This window comes from Vreelandella gomseomensis (genome assembly GCF_031451645.1).
In the GTDB taxonomy this organism is placed as follows: Bacteria; Pseudomonadota; Gammaproteobacteria; order Pseudomonadales; family Halomonadaceae; genus Vreelandella; species Vreelandella gomseomensis.
Genome location: NZ_JARWAI010000004.1, coordinates 248,741 through 272,432, shown reverse-complemented (window position 1 = coordinate 272,432; position 23,692 = coordinate 248,741). Strand labels below are relative to the sequence as shown.

At 61.9% G+C, this 23,692-nt stretch carries 19 protein-coding genes; 6 read left to right on the top strand and 13 right to left on the bottom strand.

All coding sequences use genetic code 11. The features are described from left to right. Window positions 1-82 precede the first annotated feature (82 nt). From malT to ugpC, 3 genes are all read left to right on the top strand, one after another. A complete protein-coding gene (malT, locus tag QC815_RS07130) occupies window positions 83-2,782 on the top strand; it encodes an HTH-type transcriptional regulator MalT (RefSeq protein WP_309767771.1) in 2,700 nt (899 codons plus the stop codon). 125 nt (window positions 2,783-2,907) lie between these two features. Beyond that, window positions 2,908-4,596, top strand: a complete 1,689-nt coding sequence (locus QC815_RS07125; RefSeq protein WP_309767769.1) for an alpha-glucosidase family protein — start codon at window positions 2,908-2,910, stop codon at window positions 4,594-4,596. Then, window positions 4,584-5,699 carry a sn-glycerol-3-phosphate ABC transporter ATP-binding protein UgpC gene (gene ugpC, locus QC815_RS07120; RefSeq protein ID WP_309767767.1) on the top strand — a complete coding sequence of 372 codons (1,116 nt, stop codon included), beginning with the start codon at window positions 4,584-4,586 and terminating at the stop codon, window positions 5,697-5,699. Before QC815_RS07125 ends, ugpC begins: the two co-directional genes overlap by 13 nt. Here ugpC and QC815_RS07115 read toward each other — a convergent pair. The 4 genes from QC815_RS07115 to malE form a co-directional block, all read right to left on the bottom strand. Further along, complete coding sequence (locus QC815_RS07115; protein ID WP_309767765.1) at window positions 5,696-7,183, bottom strand: TrkH family potassium uptake protein; 1,488 nt, start codon at window positions 7,181-7,183, stop codon at window positions 5,696-5,698. The two genes, ugpC and QC815_RS07115, sit on opposite strands and share 4 nt — an antisense overlap. Before the next feature lie 171 nt (window positions 7,184-7,354). Then, the gene (gene malG, locus QC815_RS07110) at window positions 7,355-8,245 is read right to left on the bottom strand and encodes a maltose ABC transporter permease MalG (protein ID WP_309767763.1); all 891 of its coding nucleotides are present in this window, start codon (window positions 8,243-8,245) and stop codon (window positions 7,355-7,357) included. A 10-nt stretch (window positions 8,246-8,255) separates the two neighbouring features. After that, the gene (gene malF, locus QC815_RS07105) at window positions 8,256-9,827 is read right to left on the bottom strand and encodes a maltose ABC transporter permease MalF (RefSeq protein WP_309767762.1); all 1,572 of its coding nucleotides are present in this window, start codon (window positions 9,825-9,827) and stop codon (window positions 8,256-8,258) included. 74 nt (window positions 9,828-9,901) lie between these two features. Further along, window positions 9,902-11,089: a maltose/maltodextrin ABC transporter substrate-binding protein MalE gene (gene malE / locus QC815_RS07100; protein WP_230448041.1), complete on the bottom strand. Its 1,188-nt coding sequence runs from the start codon at window positions 11,087-11,089 to the stop codon at window positions 9,902-9,904. 278 nt (window positions 11,090-11,367) lie between these two features. Here malE and zwf point away from each other — a divergent pair, with 278 nt between their 5' ends. From zwf to QC815_RS07085, 3 genes are read left to right on the top strand one after another with little or no spacing between them, the layout of a single operon-like run. Next, window positions 11,368-12,873: a glucose-6-phosphate dehydrogenase gene (gene zwf, locus QC815_RS07095; RefSeq protein WP_230447889.1), complete on the top strand. Its 1,506-nt coding sequence runs from the start codon at window positions 11,368-11,370 to the stop codon at window positions 12,871-12,873. A gap of 1 nt (window position 12,874) precedes the next feature. Beyond that, window positions 12,875-13,540, top strand: a complete 666-nt coding sequence (pgl, locus tag QC815_RS07090) for a 6-phosphogluconolactonase (protein WP_199285141.1) — start codon at window positions 12,875-12,877, stop codon at window positions 13,538-13,540. Between the two features lie 41 nt (window positions 13,541-13,581). Further along, entirely contained in the window at window positions 13,582-14,244 is a 663-nt protein-coding gene (locus tag QC815_RS07085) for a bifunctional 4-hydroxy-2-oxoglutarate aldolase/2-dehydro-3-deoxy-phosphogluconate aldolase (protein ID WP_309767759.1), read from the top strand. 33 nt (window positions 14,245-14,277) lie between these two features. On the opposite strand, the gene QC815_RS07080 is transcribed toward QC815_RS07085, so the two are convergent. The 9 genes from QC815_RS07080 to edd form a co-directional block, all read right to left on the bottom strand. Beyond that, window positions 14,278-15,159 (bottom strand): SMP-30/gluconolactonase/LRE family protein, encoded by an 882-nt coding sequence (locus QC815_RS07080; protein ID WP_309767757.1) that lies wholly within the window; start codon window positions 15,157-15,159, stop codon window positions 14,278-14,280. Next, window positions 15,156-15,767, bottom strand: a complete 612-nt coding sequence (locus QC815_RS07075) for a 2-dehydro-3-deoxy-6-phosphogalactonate aldolase (protein ID WP_309767754.1) — start codon at window positions 15,765-15,767, stop codon at window positions 15,156-15,158. The genes QC815_RS07080 and QC815_RS07075 overlap by 4 nt, the downstream gene beginning before the upstream one ends. A 28-nt stretch (window positions 15,768-15,795) precedes the next feature. Next, window positions 15,796-16,719 (bottom strand): 2-dehydro-3-deoxygalactonokinase, encoded by a 924-nt coding sequence (locus QC815_RS07070; protein WP_309767752.1) that lies wholly within the window; start codon window positions 16,717-16,719, stop codon window positions 15,796-15,798. A gap of 70 nt (window positions 16,720-16,789) precedes the next feature. Further along, window positions 16,790-17,938, bottom strand: a complete 1,149-nt coding sequence (dgoD, locus tag QC815_RS07065) for a galactonate dehydratase (protein ID WP_309767751.1) — start codon at window positions 17,936-17,938, stop codon at window positions 16,790-16,792. A 33-nt stretch (window positions 17,939-17,971) separates the two neighbouring features. Further along, window positions 17,972-18,691, bottom strand: a complete 720-nt coding sequence (locus tag QC815_RS07060; RefSeq protein ID WP_309767749.1) for a FadR/GntR family transcriptional regulator — start codon at window positions 18,689-18,691, stop codon at window positions 17,972-17,974. A gap of 156 nt (window positions 18,692-18,847) precedes the next feature. Beyond that, entirely contained in the window at window positions 18,848-19,810 is a 963-nt protein-coding gene (locus QC815_RS07055; protein WP_309767747.1) for a carbohydrate kinase family protein, read from the bottom strand. Window positions 19,811-19,852: 42 nt separating this feature from the next. Then, window positions 19,853-20,722 carry an aldo/keto reductase gene (locus QC815_RS07050; protein WP_309767745.1) on the bottom strand — a complete coding sequence of 290 codons (870 nt, stop codon included), beginning with the start codon at window positions 20,720-20,722 and terminating at the stop codon, window positions 19,853-19,855. Window positions 20,723-20,743: 21 nt separating this feature from the next. Next, window positions 20,744-21,709: a glucokinase gene (glk, locus tag QC815_RS07045; RefSeq protein WP_309767743.1), complete on the bottom strand. Its 966-nt coding sequence runs from the start codon at window positions 21,707-21,709 to the stop codon at window positions 20,744-20,746. Next, window positions 21,709-23,598 carry a phosphogluconate dehydratase gene (gene edd / locus QC815_RS07040; RefSeq protein WP_230447899.1) on the bottom strand — a complete coding sequence of 630 codons (1,890 nt, stop codon included), beginning with the start codon at window positions 23,596-23,598 and terminating at the stop codon, window positions 21,709-21,711. Before edd ends, glk begins: the two co-directional genes overlap by 1 nt. Window positions 23,599-23,692 lie beyond the last annotated feature (94 nt).

Below are 23,692 nucleotides of genomic sequence, written 5' to 3'. Positions count from 1 at the left end.
GTTTCTGTTTGCCCGCGAGATATCGCGGGCTTTTTCGTCTCTTGCCGGCCCGTTCGTCCAATCGTCAGGTTAGGAGCCGCCCATGCCGTTACTCCACGACAAGCTTGTCCCGCCCCCCATGCCCCATTGTGTGGTAGCTCGGCCGCGCTTGAATGATCATTTCGGACTCGATGCCCGTGTGCGTCTGCTGTTGGTGCAGGCACCGGCCGGGTACGGCAAGACGACCCTGGTGGCAGAGCGCTTGCCGGCGCTCGAACAGGAGGCCGCCTGGCTATGTCTCGAGCCCCAGGACAACCAGCCCGAGCGTTTTCTGGCCTACTGGCGTGAAGCGCTCAATGCGTTAATAGCCGAACCATTATCGCCCCTGGCAACGCACGGCGATTGCACGAGCCAGCTTGAACAGTGGCTCAGCGAGCTGCCGTCTTCTCGTCAGGCGTGCCGGTTGGTTATCGATGCCTTTGAGCATATCAATCACCCCGACCTGCTGGCAGGGTTGGTCTACTGGTTGCGTCATCAGCCATCATGGCTGACGTTGACCCTGCTGACCCGCTCGCGCCCGTCGCTGGGCCTTGCTAGCCTGCGTCTGCGCGGCGAGCTTGAAGAAATCGATCTGACGGCGCTGGCCATGGATGCCGAAGAGGCCCACACGCTGTGCGCCGAACAGTTGAGCTTCCCGCCCACGCGGGTCAGCCTCGAGCGCGCCCTGCGCCGCTCGGGAGGCTGGGCCCTGGCGTTGAACTGGCTGGTTGAGCGGACCACTACCCGGGCCGGCTTCGATGCGCTGGTCGACCGGTTGAGCGGCGCACATCCGGATTTCGTTGCCTGGTTTGACGACCGGCTGGCAAGTGACGTGGCCGACGAGGACCGCTCATTATTGCTTCAGCTTGGCGTATTGGAGCGTTTCTCGCCCGCCCTGGTCGCGCGTCTGCTGGAGGGGGAGCGCCTGACCCAGCGCGTGGCCGCGCTCGAGCAGGCGGGTATGTTTATCGAGCGTCCCGACCCTCACGCTCAGTGGTTCCGTTTTCACCGGCTGTTTGCCGAGTACCTGCGTCATCGCCGCCATGAGCTGAGCGTGGCGACCCAGCGTGCGCTTCACCGCCAGGCGAGTCAGGCCTGGCTGGCGCTTGACGATCCGGCCATGGCGCTGCGCCAGGCGATTCTCGCCGATGCACGCGACGATGTAGCCGAACTGATAGCCCAGCAAGGACCGTCGCTGCTGGCCAACGGCGCCTATGCCCTGATGGCCCAGGGGCTTGCGCTACTTGGCGAGCCGCGCATTGCCGCGGTGCCCGCGCTCACCCTGATGTATGGTTGGGTGAGCCACGCCCAGTTCCAGTTTGAGCGCACGGCGCGGGCGATTGGCTGGATAGAAGCGCAGCTGGAATCGCCGCCGTGGCAGGCGCTGAACGCTGAGTTTGCCACGCTTCGTGCACAGTTGGCGATCAATCAGGGAAACGCCGAGCGCGCAGCGCCCCTGGCCGAAGCGGCGCTTCAGTCGCCAGCCCATTACCTGGCCACCACGCCGTTGACCGCCACGTCCATCCTCAGCGAGGCGCGCTTCGTGCAGGGCTATCTGGACGAATCGTTGTCCCGTGTGCGTGAGGTGGAGCGTGAAGCTCGCCAGCGTGAGGACCATCAGCGCCTGCTGTGGGCCTTCTGCCACCAGTCCGAAATCCTGGTAGCCCAAGGGCGTCTGCAGGCGGCCTACGATATCCAGGAACGTGCCTTTGCCCATCTGGAACACGCCGAGCTCGAGCACTTGCCGGTGGCGGAGTTTCTGAATCGGATACGCAGCCAGGTGCTCTGGGAATGGCAGCGTCTGGATGAAGCCGAGCAGGCCGCGCTCAAGGGCATTGCGGTGCTCGATAACCAGGGTGAGCGCTGGACGCTTCAGTGCCATATCCAACTGGCCAAGGTCGCCCAAAGCCGCGGTGACCAGGCCCAGTGTGCCGACCACATCCGCCGTTTGCGCAAGATTCTCGCCGAGGGGGACTACCATATTGATTGGGTGGCCAACGCCCATGCCACGCTACTGGCATGGTGGCAATCGACCAACGACCTGGATGCGGTGGCGCGCTGGCAGCAGGAGGCGCCACCGCCCGCATTGCAGAGTGCTACTAACCACTTCTCCCAATGCAACGTGCGCAATCATGCCCGCGCGCTGACGCTGCTGGGTCGAGGCGATGATGCCAGTGCCTTGCTCGAGGCGCTTGAACAGCATACGGTCAGGCTTGGCCTGGTGACCGACGCCAACCGCAACCAGCTGTGCCTGGCCGCCGCCCGCTGGGGAGCGGGTGATACCGACGCCGCCTCCGGACATCTTCACACCGCCTTGCAGCTAGCGTCCAAAACCGGGCTCACAGGCAGCTTTCTGCGCCTTGGCAAACCGCTTGGGCCAATGCTCAAGCGCCTGGCGGCGGCCACGCCGCTGGCGCCCCTGGAGCAATCCCGGCTCGAGCGCCTGCTGGTGCTGGCGACGCGTCAGCGCGATTTTGGCAGCGCCGTGCAGCTGATGCTGGATGAGTCGGTGATTGCCGATATCGTCTCGCGGCCGGAGGTGCCGGAGCTGATTCGCACCTCCCCATTGACGCGCCGTGAGTGGCAGATCCTCGGCCTGATTCACGCCGGGCTTTCCAACGAGCAGATCGCCGAGCAGCTGTCGGTGGCGCCCACCACGATCAAGACGCATATCCGCAGCCTGTACCAAAAGCAGAATATCCGGCGTCGCGAAGAGGCCATTCATCTCGCAGGCCAGCTGTTGGCGCATATCCAAGCCGAGTGAACGTAAGGCGGGCAATGCCGGTATCTACGCCTGACGGCTACGCCTGACCAGGCGGCCGGGGGAGGATTTTATCGCCGCGCGCCCATCGCATCATGTTCGGTAAAGCCACGAACAAGGACAACCGCATGATGAACACAGGTGACGGCGCGGCAACCTCGCGCTACGTAGGCAAGCAAGGCGCCGACTGGTGGCGCGGTGCGGTGATCTACCAGATATACCCGCGCAGCTTCATGGATAGCCGCGGCGATGGCATTGGCGACCTGCAGGGCGTGATCGACAGGCTCGACTACATTGCTTCATTGAATGTCGATGCTATCTGGCTGTCGCCGTTTTTTACCTCGCCGATGAAGGACTTTGGTTACGACATCAGCGATTACTGCGATGTCGACCCAATGTTCGGCACGCTCGAGGATTTTGATCGCCTGGTGGAAGCGGCCCACGTGCGTGGATTGAAAGTCACCATCGACCAGGTGCTGTCGCATACCTCGGATCGACACGCCTGGTTTGAAGAAAGCCGCCAGCGTCGCGACAACCCCAAGGCCGATTGGTACGTGTGGGCCGACCCCAAGGCTGACGGTGCACCGCCCACCAACTGGCAGTCGGTCTTTGGCGGTAGTGCCTGGCAGTGGGATACCCGTCGCTGTCAGTATTACCTGCACAATTTTCTCGCCAGCCAGCCCGACGTCAACTTTCACTGCCCCGAGGCAGTGGACGCGATACTCGAATCGGTGCGTTTCTGGCTGGAGCGCGGGGTCGATGGCTTTCGCCTCGACGCGGTGAATTTCTGCACCCACGGCGAGCTCAAGGACAATCCGCCGCGTCAGGAGATCACCGAAAGCTTTCTTGGGGTGCGCCCGGACAACCCCTATGGCTACCAGCTACATCAGTTCGATAAAACCCAGCCGGAAAACCTGCGCTTCCTTGAGCGTCTGCGCGCGCTGCTCGACGAATACCCAGGCACCACCAGCGTAGGCGAAGTCGGCGATGACGACGCACTGGGCGTGATGGCTGAGTACTCCCAAGGTGGCCATCGCCTGCACATGTGTTACTCCTTCAACCTGCTGACCGACAAATCCGATCCCGGCTACCTGCACGAGACGCTCACTGAAATGGAAGCCCGGATTGGCGATGGCTGGCCCTGCTGGGCGCTGGGCAACCACGATGTCACGCGCTTGGCGACCCGCTGGCAGGGTGAAGGTCAGCTCGAAAAGTTACGTCTCTTCATGGCGTTTTTGCTCACCCAGCGCGGCAGCGTGTGCCTCTACCAGGGTGAGGAGCTCGGCCTGCCCGAAGCGCAACTGACCTTCGACCAGCTGGTCGACCCGGCAGGCATTACCTTTTGGCCGGCTTATAAAGGCCGCGATGGTTGCCGCACGCCGCATCCTTGGGAAGCCGACGCCAGGCAGGCCGGGTTCAGCTCGGCAGTGCCCTGGCTACCCATACCGGCGGTTCACCGGGCGCTGGCCGTCGACCAGCAGGAGCACGATGCCGGTTCGCTGCTCAATGCCTACCGGGACTTTCTGGCCTTTCGCCGCGATCAGCCAGCGTTGGTGAAAGGGGCGGTAAGCTTCCGGCCGGTGCGCGATAACGTGCTGTGTTTCGAGCGCTACTATCAGCAGACGCGGCTGCTGGTAGCCCTGAACTTCAGCGATCAGCCTGCGCGCCTCGCCGCGCCGAAACAGACGGCCGCATTGGCCGATGCGCCCGCGTGGATCAATGGCGAATGGCGTGAAGGGCATTTGGCGTTGCCGCCTTATGGCATCGCCATCGCTCGCTGCGAGATGACACCGGAGGAGGCCCCATGGGACGTTTAAGTTTGACCGGCATCGGCAAATCCTATGGCGACGTGGAGATCTCCCGCGATATCGACCTCACCATCGAAGACGGCGAGTTTGTGGTCTTCGTAGGTCCGTCGGGCTGTGGGAAGTCCACGCTGCTGCGCATGATTGCCGGGCTGGAAGAGATTACCCAGGGTGATATGCAGCTCGACGGTACACGCATCAATGAGATTCCGCCCCAGGAACGGGATATCGGCATGGTGTTTCAATCCTACGCGCTGTATCCGCACATGAATGTGGCCGACAACATGGCGTTTGGCCTGAAGCTGGCGCGGACCGAAAAAGGCGAGATTCGCCGCCGCGTCCAGCACGCCGCCGAGATGCTACATCTGACCGAGCTGCTGGAGCGCAAGCCCAAGGATCTGTCCGGGGGGCAGCGTCAGCGGGTGGCGATTGGCCGCACGCTGGTCAAGGAGCCCGCCGTGTTCCTGTTTGATGAGCCACTTTCCAACCTCGACGCCGCACTGCGGGTGGATATGCGCGTGCAGATCGCCGAGCTGCACAAGCGTCTGCAAGCGACGATGATCTACGTGACCCACGATCAGGTGGAAGCCATGACCCTGGCGGACCGTATCGTGCTGCTTTCCGGCGGGCGGATTGCCCAGGTAGGGGCGCCGCTGTCGCTCTATCACTTCCCTGAGACCCTGGAGGTTGCCGAGTTTATCGGCTCGCCGCGGATCAATACCTTCTCCGTGGAAGTGATCGAACCCGGCGCCAGCCTAACGCAGGTGCGGTTGCCCAACGGGGAAACGCTCGACGTGGCGGTGGACGGACGTGCCTTGACGACCGGTGAGCAGGCGACCCTGGGGGTGCGTCCGGAAGACGTAGTCAGCCGTGAAGACGCTGAGGCGTGTCTGGCCGCGAGCTTATCGGTTGCCGAAAAGCTGGGGTACGAAACGCTGGCGCACTGCCGGGTGGACGGCATCGAGAACCCGGTCACCCTGCGTCTGAACGGGGTGACGCCGCCCAAGGAAGGCCAGGACGTTGCCCTTGGTCTCCATGGCGAACGCTGCCACCTGTTCACCGCAGACGGCAGCGCCTGTCCCCGTCAGGTGGTGATAGATGACGTGAATCACTAGCGGCGCCAGAACATCGGCGTCAACAGTACCACTACCGTCAGGATTTCCAGGCGACCCATCAGCATGCCGATACACAGCAGCCATTTTGCGGCGTCCGGTAAGGTAGCAAAGTTGCCGGACGGGCCAATGGTATCGCCCAGACCGGGGCCGACGTTGGCAACGGCGGTCGCGGCCCCGGATAGGGCGGTGACTAAATCCAGGCCCAGCACCGAAAGCCCCAGCGCTAGCACGGCAATGGTAATGAAAAAGAAAAACGAGAAAGCCACGACGCTTCTGGAGATATCGCTGGTCACTGGCTGGTGATTGTAGCGGGTAGTGAAAACGCCGTTGGCATGAATCAGGTAGCGGAGTTGGTCACGCAGCATCAGCATGGCAATCTGGAAGCGGAAGATTTTCATGCCACCGCTGGTGGAGCCGCTGCAGCCGCCCACGAAGGTCAGGTAGAAAAACGCGACAATGGCCAGAGCACCCCATTGCGTATAGTCGTCGGATGCGTAGCCGGTGGTTGTGACAACGGAGATGACGTTGAAAGTGACGTGAGTAAGCGATTCAAATCCAGAGTCGCCCTTCATTACCCGCCAGAAGGTGAGCAGGGCAATCGCGATGGCGAGGACGCCCAACAGCCCCCGAACCTGCTGGTCTTTCCATAGGGCGCTTCGGGAACCGCGAAGAAAACGGATATAGAGCACGAAAGGCAACGCACCGCTGAGCATGAACAGACTGGCCATCCAGAGTATCCATGGCTGATCGGCATAGGCGCCAAACGACGCGTCTGAATTCGCGAAGCCGCCGGTCGCAAGCGACGTCATGCCATGAACGACGGCATCCAGACGGTTCATGCCGCCCAACCAGTAGCTGAGCATGGCCATTAGCGTCATCACCACGTAGATACTCAGCGTTGCCTTGGCGATGCCCCCGGTTCGGGGCATGACCTTGTCCGACCAGTCGGACGATTCCGTATGGAAAAGCCGCATCCCGCCGACTTTAAGAAACGGCAGGATGGCGATCCCCATGACGATAATGCCGATACCCCCCATCCACTGCATGATTCCCCGCCAGAGTTTGAGTCCGTCGGAGAGATCCTCGATGCCCACCAGTATCGTCGAGCCGGTCGTGGTGATGGCAGAGACGGATTCGAACACCGCATTGGTCACGCTAAGTTGAGGAGCTCCCAAGATCAGCGGCAGGCTTGCAAAGCCGGTTATACTTGCCCAGCTGGCGGAGGTAAGCACGAACATTTGCCAGGGCTTCAGTTGCAATGACACCCTGCGGGTAAGTAACCACGTGGTGAGGGCTGCACCAAGAACAATAAATAAAGACACCCCGAAAGCAGGAGCGTCAGGGTCTTTTTCCACCAGGAGAACAGCCAGGGGTAGCGCCATGAACAGTGCGAGTACCAGCCAGAGCACTGACATGATTTTGAAGATTTGTGCCCAGTTACGGTAAGCATCCCGATAGTAAAGTGCGCCGGGGAAAGTGGTCATAACTTCGCTCTTGAATTGCCCTAGTGTTCAGCGGGGTATATCACCATGGCAAAAGGCAAAAGTCTGTAAAATTCTCCTGAAAAATTGGCGTTGACTATAAAAAAACCGGCGACCGAGGTGCCGGTTATGAGCAAGCCGCTCAAGCGAGGATAGCGTTGCCGTCACTAGGCGCTAGCCTTTGACGCCTCCGGCAGTCAACCCGCCGATAATCCAGCGCTGGCAGATCAGGAAGGCGATGGTAATCGGCAGCCCGGAAAGTACGGCAGCGGCGGCAAAGTCGCCCCAACGTTGATTATGGTCAGCTAGGTACTGCTGAGCACCTACCGCCAGGGTGAGCTTGTGCTCATCCACGAGCAGTACAGACGCCATGGGGTACTCCATGATGCTCATCACAAACGCCAGGATGAACACCACCATCAGAATCGGCACCGACAGCGGCAGCAAGATGTAGCGAAACGCCTGCCAGGTGCTGGCACCGTCCACCATCGCCGCTTCTTCGAGCGACCCGTCGATGGATTCGAAGTAGCCCTTGATCGTCCAGATGTGCAGCGCCACCGCGCCGAGCGAGGCGACGATCAGCGCGCCGTGGGTGTTGATCCCCAGCCAGCCGACGAACTGACCCAGCCGGTCGAACAGGGCGTAGAGGGCCACCAGCGAGAGCACGGCGGGAAACATCTGAAAAATCAGCATGCCTTTCAGAATCGGCTCCTTGCCCTTGAAGCGCATGCGGGCAAAGGCGTAAGCGCTGGTGGTGGCGAGCATCAGAATCAGCAGCGACGACACCACGGCTACTTTGACCGAGTTCCATAGCCACAGCAGCACGGGGAAGGGCGGCTGGATCACGCTACCATCGGCGCGCTCCCAGGGAATGCCCAGCGCCAGCGACCAGTGCTCGAGGGAGAAACGCTCGGGGATCAGGCTCCCCGAGGCAAAGTTGCCCTCGCGAAACGAGATCGAAATCACCAGCAGCAGCGGGAAGACGACCAGTGACACAAAGCCGATCAGCGCCAGGTGGGCGCCCAACCGTCGTGCGCGAATGGAGCGGGGTTGAACCATGGGCATTTGACACCTCCTAGACCTTGACCTTGGAAAGCCGCAGATTGATGACCGACATACCCACCACCAGCAGAAAGATAAGCGTGGCAATCGCCGCCGCCAGGCCGAAGTTCTGGCCGGCATCCTGGAAGGCGATGCGGTAGGTATAGCTCACCAGCAGGTCGGTGGTACCCGCGGGCGTGCTGGCGCCCAGAATGTCCGGGCTGCCCCCGGTGAGCAGGGCGATCAACACGAAGTTATTGAAGTTGAAGGCAAAGGCGGCGATCAGCAGCGGCGTGAGCGGTTTGATGATCAGTGGCAGGGTGATCTTCATCAGGTTGGTGATCGGCCCGCCGCCGTCCACCGCCGAGGCCTCATAGAGATCATCGGGGATTGACTGGATCAGCCCCATGCACAGCAGTAGCATGTAGGGGTAGCCCAGCCAGGTATTGACGATCAACAGCATGGTTCGCGCCAGCCAGGGGTCGGTAAACCATGCCGGGCTGACACCGAACAGTGCCTCCAGAATCATGTTCACTTCGCCGAAATGCTGGTTGAACATGCCTTTGAAAATCAGGATCGAAATGAACGCCGGAACCGCGTAGGGCAGTATCAGCAGCGTGCGGTATACCGCCTTGCCCCTGAGCTGATCCCACTGCAGCAACGAGGCGAGGACAAACCCCACGGCCAGCGTGAAAAGCACGGTGAGCCCGGCAAACACGAAAGTCCAGATAAAGATCTGCATGAACGGCCCGCGAATATCCGGGTCGGTGAAGATCTGGGCGTAGTTGGTGAAGCCCACGTTTACCGGCCACCCCGGGGTGATACGCTCGCCGTCGTCGGTGACGAAGAAGCCGATAGCGTTATCCGGCGTCAGCACCTGATCCTCTTCGCGGTCGTAGAGGGTGCCGTCATCGCGAACGTCATAGCGGTCGATCATCGGTGCGAACTGGCGCAGGCCCGACATGCGCAGTTCGGTGCCGCCGGGCGTTTGCAGGCGCAGCGCCTGAAGGGTCTCGCGGGCCTGAATGGCCGCGCGCATGGGAAGCGGCTCACCGTCAGGCGGGCCGTCAACGGCCTGGGTGTTGGCGCGGCGGGCTTCGTTATTGTCCAGATTGAGCGCGGCGGATAGCAGGCGGTCGTTGTCGCCGACAGGGGCGTCGCTTTCCAGATACAGGCGAACCAGCTCACCTTCCTGGTAAAGCGAATAGCTAAAGGCGGCGCCATCAGCCTGGTAGGTTTGATCGGTGAGCTGGGCGCGTACGCGCTCCTGGCTGAGCAGGTTGTCCGAGCTGTAGTTGCTGAAGCTGATGCCCACTGTGTACACCAGCGGGAAGATAACGAAAACGCCAAGCCCGGCCACCGCCGGGAAGATATACCGGTGGCTCATCAGTGAGCGTCGGCTGAAGACGATCCCCAGTGACGCGCCTAGCACCAGAAACAGCAGCGCAAATACCCACTGGCCGTGAAGGTAAAACGCCATTACCAGCCAGAGCAGGGCCAATACGATCAGTCCGGTCACGCTGCGCATGGCCCAGCGTGTGTAGCGTTCGGTCACATGGCGTGAACGGTGGCGGGGCAGGCCCCGCGAAGCATTCGTGGTAAACATGAACGATGTCCTGCGAAACCACCCGGCCTTGCCAACGTATTGTCATGGTCGGGCAGTGAAGGTAAGGCGAGCGATTATTGACGCATGCGCCGCGCGGCGTCATCCAGCGCTTCCTGAGGCGACTGGCGCCCGCTGCCCATGTTCTGCAGCGCGGGTTCCATGGCCGACCAGAACGCACCCATTTCGGGAATATTCGGCATCGGCATGCCGACTTCAGCGTTTTCAAGCGTGGCTGCGATGTTGGGGTTATCGGCCAGTTCCGCCTGATAGTCGATATGGGCCACGGCCCCCAGCGACTCATCTCTGTTGAAGGTGCGCATACCCTCCTCGCTGAGCAGGTAGTTTTCCAGGAATTCGACGGCCAGGAAGTCATTGGGTGAGGCCGAGTTGATCATTGCCGTCATGACGCCAAACATGGGCTTGGCACGTTCATCGCCCACCTTGGGCAGCAAGGCGACGCCGTAATCAATGCCGCTCCGCTCAAGATTTGGCCAGGCCCAGGGACCGCTGATCATGGTCGCCACTTCGCCCTTGTTAAAGCGGTTGTCCATGATGCTGTAGTCGGTTCCCCGCGGCACAACGTCGCTGTCGATCAGCTCCACAAGCAGTTCTGCTCCCTGAACCGCGCCTGCGTTGTTGACGCCGATATCGGTCACGTCGTAGCCCTCGTCGGTGCGCTTGAACGGATAGCCGCCGTTGGCCGCAAGCAGGGTCCAGCCGTAGTAGGGTTCGCTGTAGTCGAACAGGATGGCTTTTTTATCATGCTCGGCCAGCTCGGCGTCCAGTTCCATGAGCTCGGCAAAGCTCGCGGGGGCTTCATCGACCAGCGCCTTGTTGTAGATCAAGCCCAGCGATTCGACCGATATCGGGTAGCCGTAGTGTTCGCCGTTCCAAAGCGCTGCGTCCCAGGTAAAGTCGAAATAATCGTCGCGCAGATCGTCGCTGGGGGCAACGCGCTTCAGTAATCCGCTCTGGGCCCACTCGCCCATACGGTCGTGGGCCCAGATTACGATATCCGGCCCCTGGCCACTGCCCGCCGCCTGCTGGAAACGATCAGTCAGGTTGTCGGGAAACACCACGTCCATCTCGATGCCGGTGTCGCGGGTAAACTGCTCGGCAACGTCCTGGATACCTTCCTGGCCTTTGTTGTCACCCATCCAGATCGTCAGACGGTCATCGTCGAAAGCCAGCGCCGGCACGGCGACGCCGACAAGCAGGGTAGTGGTCAATAAAGGTGTGAATCCTGGCCAATGTCTTGCCATCATGATGAAAACCTCGATTGTTGTTATCAGAGAGGTGGGCTTGCCACCTGAACAGCATCAGCCTCGCCAATTCGCCTGTCGGCCACCTCATCCTTGCGGGGCGTAGAGGTGGCGTATATCAGGGGCGTAGTCATCGTCGCGAGATGCTTGATAAGGATAGGGGGGGGGCGGCAAATGATAACGCTGGAGGTATTTTTGTAGTAAAATTACACGTATTATTGCGTATAATGGCCTTTTCCAGATAGATTTTAGGTAATCTAACTACAATGGGAGCTGAAATGAGCCCGTCATCTGCTTCACAAGGTGCCCCGTTGGGCGACCTTCAACACGCCATCGACCTTGCGCTGTTCGGGGCGCTTGGCGATCTAGCGCTGCGCAAGCTATTCCCCGCACTTTATCATCTGGATCGTGAAGGCCTGATGCCCGAAAGCACGCGCATCCTAGGTCTGGCGCGCCAGGAGCACGATGTGGCGGCGTTTCGTCAGCTGGTCAGCGGCGCATTGCAGAAGCGCCTCAAGAAAGACGAGCAGGACAAGGAGAGCCTGACGCGCTTTCTCGATCGCCTGGACTACCTGCAGCTTGACTTTACCAGCGTTGACGGCTACGCCGCCATACGCCAATGGCGCGAGGGCTCGCCGCGCCCCATGGTGGTCTATTTGTCGGTCGGGGCGAAAATCTACGGCGATATCTGTCGCCACCTGCAGGCAAGCGACAGCCTGGATGAAGAGACCCGGGTGGTGGTCGAAAAGCCGATCGGGTTTGACCTGGCGTCTTCCGAAGACATCAATGATGCGATTGGCGAGGTTTTCCCTGAGTCGCGGATCTACCGGATCGACCACTACCTGGGCAAAGAAACCGTTCAGAACCTGATTGCATTGCGCTTTGCCAACCCCTTGTTCGGCACCCAGTGGAACCAGAACCATATTTCCCATGTGGAAATCACCGTGGCCGAAAAAGTCGGCATTGAGGGCCGCTGGGGGTATTTCGACGAAGCGGGTCAGCTGCGCGACATGGTGCAGAACCACCTGCTGCAGCTGCTGTGCCTGATTGCCATGGATCCGCCCTCCAACCTGGACGCCGACGCCATTCGCGACGAAAAGGTTAAGGTGCTCAAGGCGCTCAAGCCGTTTACCGGCGAAGCGCTGGGTCGCGACGTGGTACGCGGTCAGTACACGGCGGGCACCAGCGACGGCCAGCAGGTGCCAGGCTATCTGGAAGAAGAGGGTGCCAATACCGATAGCCAGACCGAAACCTTCGTCGCCATGAAAACCGAAGTCGCCAATTGGCGTTGGGCGGGGGTGCCGTTTTATCTGCGCACCGGCAAGCGGATGCCGGAGAAGCTGTCGCAGATCGTGATTCACTTCCGTCAGCAGCCCCACTACATCTTTGACCCGGACCAGCGCAATATCGCGGCCAACAAGTTGATCATCCGCTTGCAGCCGGAAGAGGGTATCGCGCTCCAGGTACTCACCAAAGACAGCGGCCTGGACAAGGGCATGCGCCTGCGCCCCGGCCCGCTGCACCTGGATTTCAATAACGCCTTCCCCAAGTCGCGCATCCCTGATGCCTACGAACGGTTGCTGCTGGAAGTCATGAAAGGCCAGCAGTACCTGTTCGTGCGCCGTGACGAAGTCGAGCACGCCTGGCGCTGGTGTGATCAACTGATTGATGGCTGGAAGGCCCGGGAAACCCCACCGCGGCGTTATCCGGCAGGTTCCTGGGGGCCGGTCGCCTCCATTGCCATGATTACCCAGGATGGTCGCAGCTGGTACGAGGATTATTAACATGAGCGATGCACGCACACAGCTTGCCGAACAGCTGGCCGAGGCCGTTTTTCAGGCCTTGAACGACGACCTGGAACACCAGGAAAACGCCTTGTTGGTGGTCTCCGGCGGCTCGACGCCAGTCCCCTTTTTCAAAGCCCTGGCGGCCAAGCCGCTGCCCTGGGAGCGGGTGGAGATCACGCTGGCGGACGAGCGTTGGGTGGATGCACAGAGTGATGACAGCAACGCTAAATTGGTCCGCGAGCACCTGCTTCAGGGGGCAGCGGCGGCGGCCCATTTTGAACCCTTGACCAGCGATGCAGGCACACCTGAAGAAGGCGTGCCTGATGTCAGCGAGCGTGCGCTATCGCTAAGCTGGCCGGCAAGTGTGGTGATACTGGGCATGGGCGGCGACGGCCATACGGCCTCGCTGTTTCCTGACAGCCTGGAGCTTGGCCTGGCGCTCGCCACGGAAGAGCCGCTGGTCGCCGTGCGAACGCCCAGCCAGCCGCAGCCACGCATCACGTTTTCGGCGGACCGGCTGCATCAGGCGCGCCGCCACATTTTACACATTACCGGCGACGACAAGCGGGCGGTGTTGGCCAAGGCACTGAGCGGGGACGACATGCGTCAACTGCCCATCCGTGCCTTTCTTTCCTGCCCCTTGGCGATTTACTGGGCGCCTTAGCGCCAGGTTTCACAGATAATAATTTGCTTGGAGACTCACGCATGACCATCGATAAACAGCTGCCGTCGACGCGCACCGCAGAGCTGGACAGCATTTGCCTGAAAGCCGAAGTGATTCCGGTGATCACCATTGATCGCTTGGAAGACGCCGTGCCGCTCGGCCGCGCACTGGTAGAAGGCGGCCTGACGGTGCTGGAAATCACCCTGCGTACCGAGTGCGCGCTGGAAGCCATCAAGCGCATGAAAGACGCCCTGCCCGGGGCGAGTATCGGCGTAGGCACGGTATTGACCCCTGCCCAGTATCGCCAGGCCGAGCAGGTCGGTGCTGATTTCGTGGTCACCCCAGGGGCGACCGAGGCGCTTTACCGCTACGGCGTGGAAAGCCCGGTGCCGATGCTGCCTGGCGTATCGACCATTTCGGAGCTGATGACCGGCTGGCAGTACGGCTACCGTCGGTTCAAGTTCTTCCCGGCGGAATCCAGCGGTGGCTCAAAAGCGATCAAGGCGTTTGGCGCGCCGATTCCGGAAGCACGCTTCTGCCCGACCGGCGGTATCACGGTGGATAACGCCGAAGAGTACCTCAAGCTGCCGAACGTCATGTGCGTGGGCGGCTCTTGGCTCACGCCCAAGGCGATGGTCGAGGCGGAAGACTGGGACGGCGTCCGCGAACTGGCCCGCCAGGCCGCCGAACGCTTCCACCACTAACCTGAATCGCCCCGGACTTGCGCCGGGGCTTTTTTACTCAAGCGTCAGTAACGGATCGGCGAGGCCATGAACGCCTACGTTGGCCTTGAATAATCCGCCTGCCAGAGGCTCTTCGCGGCGCTGTGCGTCGCTGAATCCCTCCTGCGCCGTGGTGATATAGAGCGTTTCAAGGTCCGGGCCTGCAAATGCCGGGCAGGAGGGCTGGCTGACCGGCACATGCACTTCGTCAATCACCTGGCCTTCACGGTCAAGCCGCACCACTTTACCCGCGCCCCATAGCGCAAGCCACAGACAGCCTTCGCTGTCGATCACCGCGCCGTCCGGATTGCCGTCAACCGCCGTGAAGTCCGCCCAGGTAACCGGTTCGCCGACAGGCCAGCCCTGGTCGTCCAACGCCCAGCGCATCACGATGCCGGCGGCTGTATCGGTAAAATACGCCGCGTCACCCATGGGTGAAAAGCAGATGGCGTTGGGAATGGTCAGCCCGCTGCGCAGCCGAGTCAGCTCCCCACGATGCAACCGATAGAGGCTGCCCGCTTCGGATTCGGCGGTCTTGCCCATGGTGGAAAGCCACAGGCTGCCGTGGCGGTCCACGCGGGCATCGTTGCTGCGCGTAACGGGGTTGTCGGCTTCAAAGTCGGCAAAATGCTCAAGGCGTTGCGTCGCCGGATTCAACAGGCTCAGGCTGTGCTCGCCGACCAGCATTAGTCGGCCATCGTTCAGTGGTGTGGCGAGCGATACCCTTTGCTCAAGCGGGTAATGGCCATGCTCGCCGTTTTCAAGTGACAGCCAGTGAAGGCATTTCCCCAGAATATCGCACCAGTAAAGCCGTCCGCTCCCGGCGTCCCACTGGGGGCCTTCGCCCAGCTCGCAGCGGCAATCCACCGCCAGTTCCGCCATGTTGTTGTGATTCATAAACGATCTCCTGCGGCTTGCCAGGCGTCTACCAGCGCCTGGGCCTGCTTGCCGACTTGCTGAGGCGTTTGCCCCGGTTGGTAAAGCGCGCTGCCCAGGCCTGCGCCATCCACGCCCGCAGCGCGCCAGGCGGCAAAATTGTCGATACCGATACCTCCCACCGCATATAGCAAGGTGTTAAGGGGCAGCACGGCGCGGACAGCCTTCATCCCCTCGATGCCCACCTGTACCGCCGGGAAGAGCTTTAGCCCGGTCGCACCGGCATCCAGGGCATCAAAGGCTTCGGAAGGCGTCACAATGCCTGGCCAACTGGCCATGGAGAGGCGACAGGATGCTTCGATGACGGCAGGGCGGCAGTTGGGCGAGACGATCAATCGACCGCCTGCAGCATGAACATCACGTACCTGCTCAGCGCTTAATACCGTTCCCGCACCGATCAGCGCCTGGTCGCCAAAGGCGTCCGCCAGGCGCTGGATGCTGGTGAATGGGTCGGGGGAATTAAGCGGCACCTCAATTTGCGTGATGCCCGCATCAAGCAAGGCGCCGCCAACGGCCACCGCATCATCGGGCGTTACCCCACGTAAAATGCCAATTAAAGGCAGTGTCATAGCGCTCTCCTTGTTTAGCTGATGCTTATTACCGGGTGCCTTGGTAGGCGAGGGTCAGCCCTGCCAATACCGCTGTGTCGCCGTCAACGCGCTGGGTGCCGATGTCGAGGGTTTCCAGGGCGAGTGCGTAGCGGTGGCTGAGTGCCTCGTTGCCGATCAGGGTCACGTTTTCTCCTGGCGTCAGCTCGTGGCAGGCACCGGCCAGTTCCAGGCCGATCGCTAATCCCGAGAGATGTGCGGCAAGCACGGCACCTCGGGCATCACCGCTCGGCAAGGTGTTATCCAGCAAGTCCTGGGCGCGGACGCCGAATAGCCGCTGGCTGAAGCGTTCGGGCGCCTGATAGGTCGCTTTGACCGCTTGGGTAAACGCCTGGCGACAGCTGTCTTGATGCAGGTCGTCCTGCCCTACGGAATGCTTCAATACGGATTGGTGAGCGAGCAGTTGATACAGCTCGCCAGTCAAGTAGGTTGCAAACTCGGTGATGGCACCATCGGTTAAGCGTGCCCATTTGGCATGGGTGCCGGGCAGGCAGACGAGGCCGTTAAAGCGGGACGTATCGGCCAAAAGGCCCGCTAGCTGGGTTTCTTCGCCGCGCATCACATCGTAGAGATGCGTATTGCTCCCGGACTGACTTAATCCAGGCAGCAAGTAAACCCGCAGTCGAGCGTCGGTGAGAGCTGGCATCACTGCACCACGAGAGAGTTGATCGAGACGCGTGGGCGTTGCCAGATAAGCGGCTTCCTGCCAACCCTGCCGCGCGCCCGCCATACCGCATACCATCACGGGCGTTTGGCCGCTGTCGGGTAACCAGTCGTCGACGATTCCAAGCAGCTCGGCCTCGTACTCGGTGGGGGTCAGCGACAGCATGCCGCGAGGGCTGGAGGCACTCGCCATGACGCGATGCTGGGCATCCATTGCCCAGGCGCGCAGGTTGCTCGACCCCCAGTCCATCGCAATCCACGCTAAAGGATGTGTTAACGCACTCGCGCCCATAGGGCTATCTCCCGGTTAGTCGCTTGGCTTACCACTCGGCAATCGAGCCATCTTCATGGGTCCATACCGGGTTGCGCCAGCGGTGGCCAACTTTGGCGCGTTCTTCAACGAAGGCTTCGTCAATCTCGACGCCAAGCCCAGGCCCTTGGGGAATCGCACAGAAACCGTCTTCAATGCTGAGCGCCGATTTGTCGACCAGGTAGTCGAGCACGTCATTACCCTGATTGTAGTGAATGCCCATGCTCTGCTCTTGAATAAAGGCATTGTGGCTGACGGCGTCCAGCTGCAGCGACGCGGCCAGGGTCAGCGGGCCAAGCGGGCAGTGGGGCGCCAGGGCCACATCGTAGGCGGACGCCAAGGCGGCGATTTTAAGCCCCTCGCTGATACCGCCACAGTGGGAGATATCCGGCTGAATAATGTCGATCATGCCGTCCTTGAGCAGGTCGCGGAACTCAAAGCGGGTATGCAGCCGTTCGCCGGTGGCGAGCGGGTACCCAAGGCCACCGGCAATGTCTTTCAGGCAGGGCAAGTGCTCGGGGGCAACCGGTTCCTCGACGAACATCGGGTGGTAGGGCTCCAGCTCGCGCAGCAGCGCCTTGGCCATGGGGCGATGCACGCGGCCATGAAAATCGATACCAATGCCCACATCCGGGCCCACCGCATGGCGCGCTTCGGCCACCCGGGCGACCGCCTCATCCACTTTGCGGTGGGAGTCGACGATCTGCAGCTCCGGTGTGCCGTTCATCTTGAAGGCGGTAAAGCCCTTGTCAGCCAGTGCCTTGGCGCCCGCGCCCACGTCGCTTGGCCGGTCGCCGCCGGTCCAGGCGTACATGCGCATTTTATCGCGCACCGCGCCGCCCAGAAGCTGGTGCACGGGCACACCCAGGTCGCGACCCTTAAGGTCCCACAGCGCCTGGTCGATACCCGCAATGGCACTCATCAAGATTGGCCCGCCGCGGTAAAACCCGGCGCGATACAGCGTATTCCACAGGTGTTCGATGCGGTGCGGGTCCTGGCCAATCAGGTAGTCGGAAAGCTCATGAACGGCAGCCTCGACAGTCGCCGCGCGGCCTTCGATGACCGGCTCGCCCCAGCCGTAGCAGCCTTCGTCGGTTTCGATCTTGAGAAACAGCCAGCGTGGCGGTACTTGCCAGGTTTTCAGTCGGGTAATTTTCATAGGGTCAGATCCTAGTCAGTGGTCGATGGCCGGTTAATTGACGATACCCAGGTCGATCGCCGTGCGGCGAAGCACTTCCCGCGCGGCGCGAGACGCCGCCTCGGCATCCCGGCGCATAATGGCTTCAAGCACGCGGCGATGCCGTGACAGGCTGTCGTCGAAGGTGTCGGTTCGGTGCTGAGAGCCATGAACCAGGGCCATGATCGAAGGGCGCAACAAGTGTCCCATTTGCCGCCACACCAGGTTATGGCTGGCTTGATAGGTGGCATCGTGAAACATCACGTCGTATTCGGCGTGCTGGGCGCGAGCGGCGGGTGACCGGGCCGTTTTCTGCATGCCTTCAAAGGCGGCTTCCAGGCGGGCGATATCGTCCGCATCGGCTGCGTCGGCGGCAAGGCCCGCCACGACGGGCTCGGCCGAAAAGCGAAACGCATAGATGGCGCGCGTGAGCTGCGGGTCGAGATCGGTAAGCCCCGTCATCCATTCGCTCATCAGCGGATCCAGCAGGTGCCAGTCGCTCATTTCACGGACGTGGGTGCCACGCCCGGCGGTGCGGTCTAAAAGCCCTGCGGCGGTCAAGCGGGTCAGCGCATTGCGCACCTGATTACGGCTCACATCGAAGTGTGTGCCGATGTCCATTTCTTTGGGGAAGGCGTCACCCGGCTGCCAGTGGCCTGCCAGTAATGCCCTTGCCAGCAGGCGGGCCAATTCATCCGCGCCCCCTTTATGGCGGGGAAGGGTCTCCAGCGTCATAGCAGTCACTTATTAACGATAGTGTCGGTATGGTAGTAAATGTCTGACATTTAGACAAGCCGGAGCGGCACGACCTTTGTCGGCAATGCAGGGCGCATATCGGTGCGCCCTGAGCAAATGGCTGTTATTTAGGGAATGGTATTTAGGGAATGGTATTTAGAAAGCGTTGCGCAACGCTTCGATATCGGCGTGGGTGGGCAGCGCTGAGTAGGCGCCGGGGCGCGTTACGGCGTGAGCGCCGCAGCGGCAGGCCGTTTTCACCGCGCGGGTAAGAAAGTCGGCGTCCTGGTGCCAGCCGTCCTCAATGCCGTGATGTGACAGCTCGGCCAGCAGCCCGCCGATGAAGGCGTCGCCGCCCGCGGTGGTGTCCACGGCCTCAACCTTGGGCGGCGCGATGGTTTGATCAATACCCACGCCTTTCACCGCCACGCTATTGGGCCCGTCGGTCACCAGCATGACCTTCACGCCTGCGGCAAGGCGCTCTGCTATCCAGGCGTCTTGGGGGTGATCGCCGCGCAGGTAATCAAGCTCGTCGAGCGATACCTTGACCAGCTCGGCGCTATCCAGCAGTTGCGTGACCAGCCCAATGTCGGCACCGGCGTCGTCCCACAGGTTATGGCGCAGGTTAGCGTCCACACTCACCAGGCAGCCTGCGCGCTTGGCCATCGCCGCCATCGCCAGGGTGGTGTCGGCGATCTCGGGGTCGGTCAGGCTGTTGCTGCACAGGTGCAGAATGGCGGGATTTTCAAAGACCCCCTGGGGTAGATGCTCCAGCCGGTAGAGCAGGTCGGCGGCGGGTGGGCGGTAAAAGTCAAAGGTACGCTCGCCATCGCTGTCTCGGGAGACAAACGCCAGGGCCGTGCGCGCCTCTCGGGTGAGTACCACGCCTTGGGTATCGACGCCGTGGTGCTGCAGCTCACGGATGATGAAGTGACCAAAGGTATCGTCACCCACCATGCCCAGGAACCGGCTGGGGACGCCCAGCCGCGCGCAGGCAACCGCCACGTTGGCGGGAGCGCCGCCTGCGTACGGCGTGAAGGTTTCGGGGCCGGATGTGTCACCCAGGCGGCTTGACAGCATGTCGACGAGGGCTTCGCCAAAGGCAATGATCGGCGTCATCATGGAGTCCTTGTGATTATTGGTCTGATGGGAGACGTGAACCTACGCGACGCAGTGGCCGCGGGCAGCTTCGAGCAATGCGTACCAGTCGTCTCTGGGCAGCGTGTCGGGGCCTTCGAGCATAGCGGCAATGCGCTCGGGTTTCACGCTGCCGACCACCGGCGCTGGCCGATTAGGCAGGCTGCGCAGCCAGGCAAGCGCCAGAGCACCTGGGGTGCTGGCGTGTTCCTCAGCGAGCCGCCCAAGCGTTTGATTGACCTCACCCTCGAGCAGCTTGCCGCCTGCCAGCGGCGACCAGGCCATCGGCGCGTGGCCGTCGGCGCATAGGTCGTCGAAGCTTCCGTCGAACAGCGGCGTGCTATGGACGATGGATAGCTCGATCTGATTGGTGCGCAGTGGCTGATGCATGGCGTTTTGCAGGCGGCGCCACTGGCCGGGCAGGTGGTTGGAAACCCCGGCCGCGCCAATCTTGCCTGCCGCAATGGCGTCATCCAGGGCACGACCGGTGGCCTCGGCGTCCATCAACGGGTCGGGGCGGTGAATCAGAAAGTGATCGATGTGCGCGATACCCAGGCGGGCCAGCGCTTCGTCGATGGCGCGGCCCAGGTACGCCGGGCTGGCGTTGTAGTGCTTGACCTTGCCGCTCCCCGGTGCCGGGTTGTCATTGGCGATGCCGGCCTTGGTGACCACGTTCAAGCGTTTGGCAAGTGCGGGGCGAGCGCGCAGCGCCTGGCCGAAGAGCGTTTCGCCGGCGCCGTTGCCATAGATATCGGCGTGGTCAAACCAGTGCAGTCCCTGCTCGAGGCGTGCCTCAATCCAGTCGGCAAGCTTGCCGGCCTGATGCATAGCGTCGTTTTCGTGCAGACGCATCATGCCCAGTACAAACGGCACGTCGAACGTTAACGCAGGCATAGGAGATTCCTGTCGGTTGGCTTAAAACACTTCTTCGTTATGCAGTGCCTCGGCAGCGCCGAGCAGCCCCGTCCACGGGTGGGTCACCACCCAAACGGGAATGTCGGCGTTGTAGGCGCCCATGCGGCCCTTGTTGACGAAGCTGTCGCGCAGCTGGCTGTTCGGCAGCCAATCCAGCAGGCGCGGCAGGATCCCGCCGCACAGGTAAACCCCGCCACGGGCCCCCATGGTCAGCGTGGCATCGCCACACACATCGCCGAGAATTTTCAGGAACCGCAACAGCGTGGCCGTGGCGATCGGGTCGCCCTGGTTGGCGGCCTGGGTCACCTCGGCAGGGGAGGCGCAGCGCGGCGCCTGATCGTCAAGCGCGCAATGGGCCTGATAAAGCTCGAGTAAGCCTTGGCCGCACAGGATGCGCTCCACGCTGACCCGCTTGTGGTGTTGCAGAAAGACGTTGAGCAGCGCGCGCTCGGTGTCGTCGGTGGGCGCAAAAGTGACATGGCCGCCCTCGGTAGGCAGCGGTATCCAGGCGTGCTGGCCAGGGAAGACCCCGGCCACGCCAAGCCCTGTGCCAGGGCCAATCACCAGACGGGTGGAATGTGCCTGGCCGTCACCGGCCTGAACCTCGACGAGGTCATCGGCGGTCACATGGGGCACGCCCAGGGCCTGAGCGGTAAAGTCGTTGATAACCTTGAATAGCGATAGGTTCAGCGTTTCGCGAACATCGCGCTTCATGAAGTCCCAGTGGTTGTTGGTCATCTTGACCCGCTCGGCGTGAACCGGGCAGGCAAACGCCAGGCAGGCTTCGCGAGGGGCGTTGTCGCCGGTCGCACCCACCCGGGACAGGTAGTCCTGAATCGCCTCGATGACGCCCGGGTAGTCGGCGCAGGGCAGGTTGATGATATCGTGCGGGGTAATGTCACCTGGCGTCACCAGCGCCAGGCGTGCATTGGTCCCGCCGATATCGCCGATCAGGGCCGGTCGCATCAGGCATCCTCTTGGAAGATCTGTCCTTCCTGGCGGGCCAGGTCGTCGGCCTCGAAACCACCGAACACCCCGGCGCCTTCTTCGCCGCGCATGGCCAGGTGACGAAAGCCCGAGAACAGCTCGCGACCCAGACCGACGTGGTAGTGGTCAAGATTGCCGATGGCCAGTTCACGCTGGCCCCAGGTGACCGGATCTACCTTGGCGTCGAGCTTGCCGGCGTTGGCATCCAGGCGAACGATGTCGCCATCGCGCAGTTTGGCCAGGGGGCCGCCGTCCAGGGCTTCGGGGCTCATATGGATAGACGCGGGCACTTTACCCGAGGCGCCTGACATGCGGCCATCGGTGACCAGCGCGACCTTGTAGCCACGGTCCTGGAGAACGCCCAGGTAAGGCGTCAGCTTGTGCAGCTCGGGCATGCCGTTGGCCTTGGGGCCCTGGAAGCGGACGACCACGATCACGTCGCGATCCAGGTCGCCTGATTCGAAAGCGGCCTTCATCTCGTTCTGGTCTTCGAAAATCTTCACCGGCGCTTCGACAATGCGGTGCTCTTCGGTAACCGCCGAGACCTTGATCACGCCCCGGCCGAGGTTGCCTTTCATGACGGTCAGGCCGCCGGTCGGCGCGAAGGGGTTGGCCACGGTGCTAAGCACCGCTTCGTCGAGGCTCTTCTCGGGGCCTTCGTGCCAGACCACCTTGCCGTCTTCCAGGAAAGGCTCCTGGGTGTAGGCGGTCAGGTCGGTGCCGAACACGGTGGGAATATCGCCGTGCAGCAGGCCCGCACCCAGCAGCTCGCGGAACAGGAAGCTCATGCCGCCCGCCGCCTGGAAGTGGTTGATATCCGCCTGGCCGTTGGGGTAGACCCGCATCAGGCTGGGGGTGACCGCCGAGAGATCGGTGAAGTCGTCCCAATTGAGCGTGATACCCGCTGCCGCCGCCATGGCGATCAGGTGCATGGTATGGTTGGTGGAGCCGCCCGAGGCCAGCAACCCGACGACGGCGTTGACGATCGCGCGCTCATCGATCTGCTTGTAGAACGGACGGTAGTCGCCGCCGGTTTCGGTGTTGCGAATCGCCTGCTCGGTGGCGTAGCGGGTCAGGGCCTCGCGCATCTCGGTGCCGGGGTTGACGAACGAGGTGCCGGGCAGGTGCAGGCCCATTACTTCCATCATCAGCTGGTTGGAGTTGGCGGTGCCATAGAAGGTGCAGGTGCCCGGGCTGTGGTACGACTCGGACTCGGCTTCCAGCAGCGCTTCGCGGCCCACCTTGCCTTCGGCGTACAGCTGACGGATGCGGGCCTTTTCCTTGTTGGGCAGGCCGCTGGGCATCGGGCCGGCCGGCACGAACATCGCCGGTAGATGGCCAAAGCGTGCGGCGCTGATAAACAGCCCGGGGATAATCTTGTCGCATACGCCCAGGTAAAGTGCAGCATCGAACATGTTATGCGAAAGCCCCACGGCGGCGGCCATGGCAATCACATCCCGGGAGAACAGCGACAGCTCCATGCCTGGCTGGCCCTGGGTAACCCCATCGCACATCGCCGGTACGCCACCGGCAAACTGCGCGGTGGAGCCCATGGCGCGAGCCGCGCCCTTGATGGTTTCCGGGAAGGTTTCAAACGGCTGGTGGGCCGAGAGCATGTCGTTGTAGGCGGAGATGATGCCCAGGTTGGCGCTGTTCATCAGCTTGAGAGAGTCTTTTTCCTGCGGGCTACAGGCCGCAAAGCCGTGGGCCAGATTGCCGCAGGAGAGTTCGCCGCGATGCACGCCGCGTTTGTGCTGGTCGGCCATGCGGCGCTCGTAGAGGGCACGCCGCTCGGCAGAGCGTTCCCGAATGCGTTGAGTAACCTCGGCAACGGTCGGATTTAAAGTGGCGGGTGTTGAGCTCGGCATAGAGACCTCTGCATGGTAGAGACGGTGAGTCAAACTTGTAGTTATTTTACATATATTGACGTCGATAGAGGAGACTTTACGGCAATAAAAACTG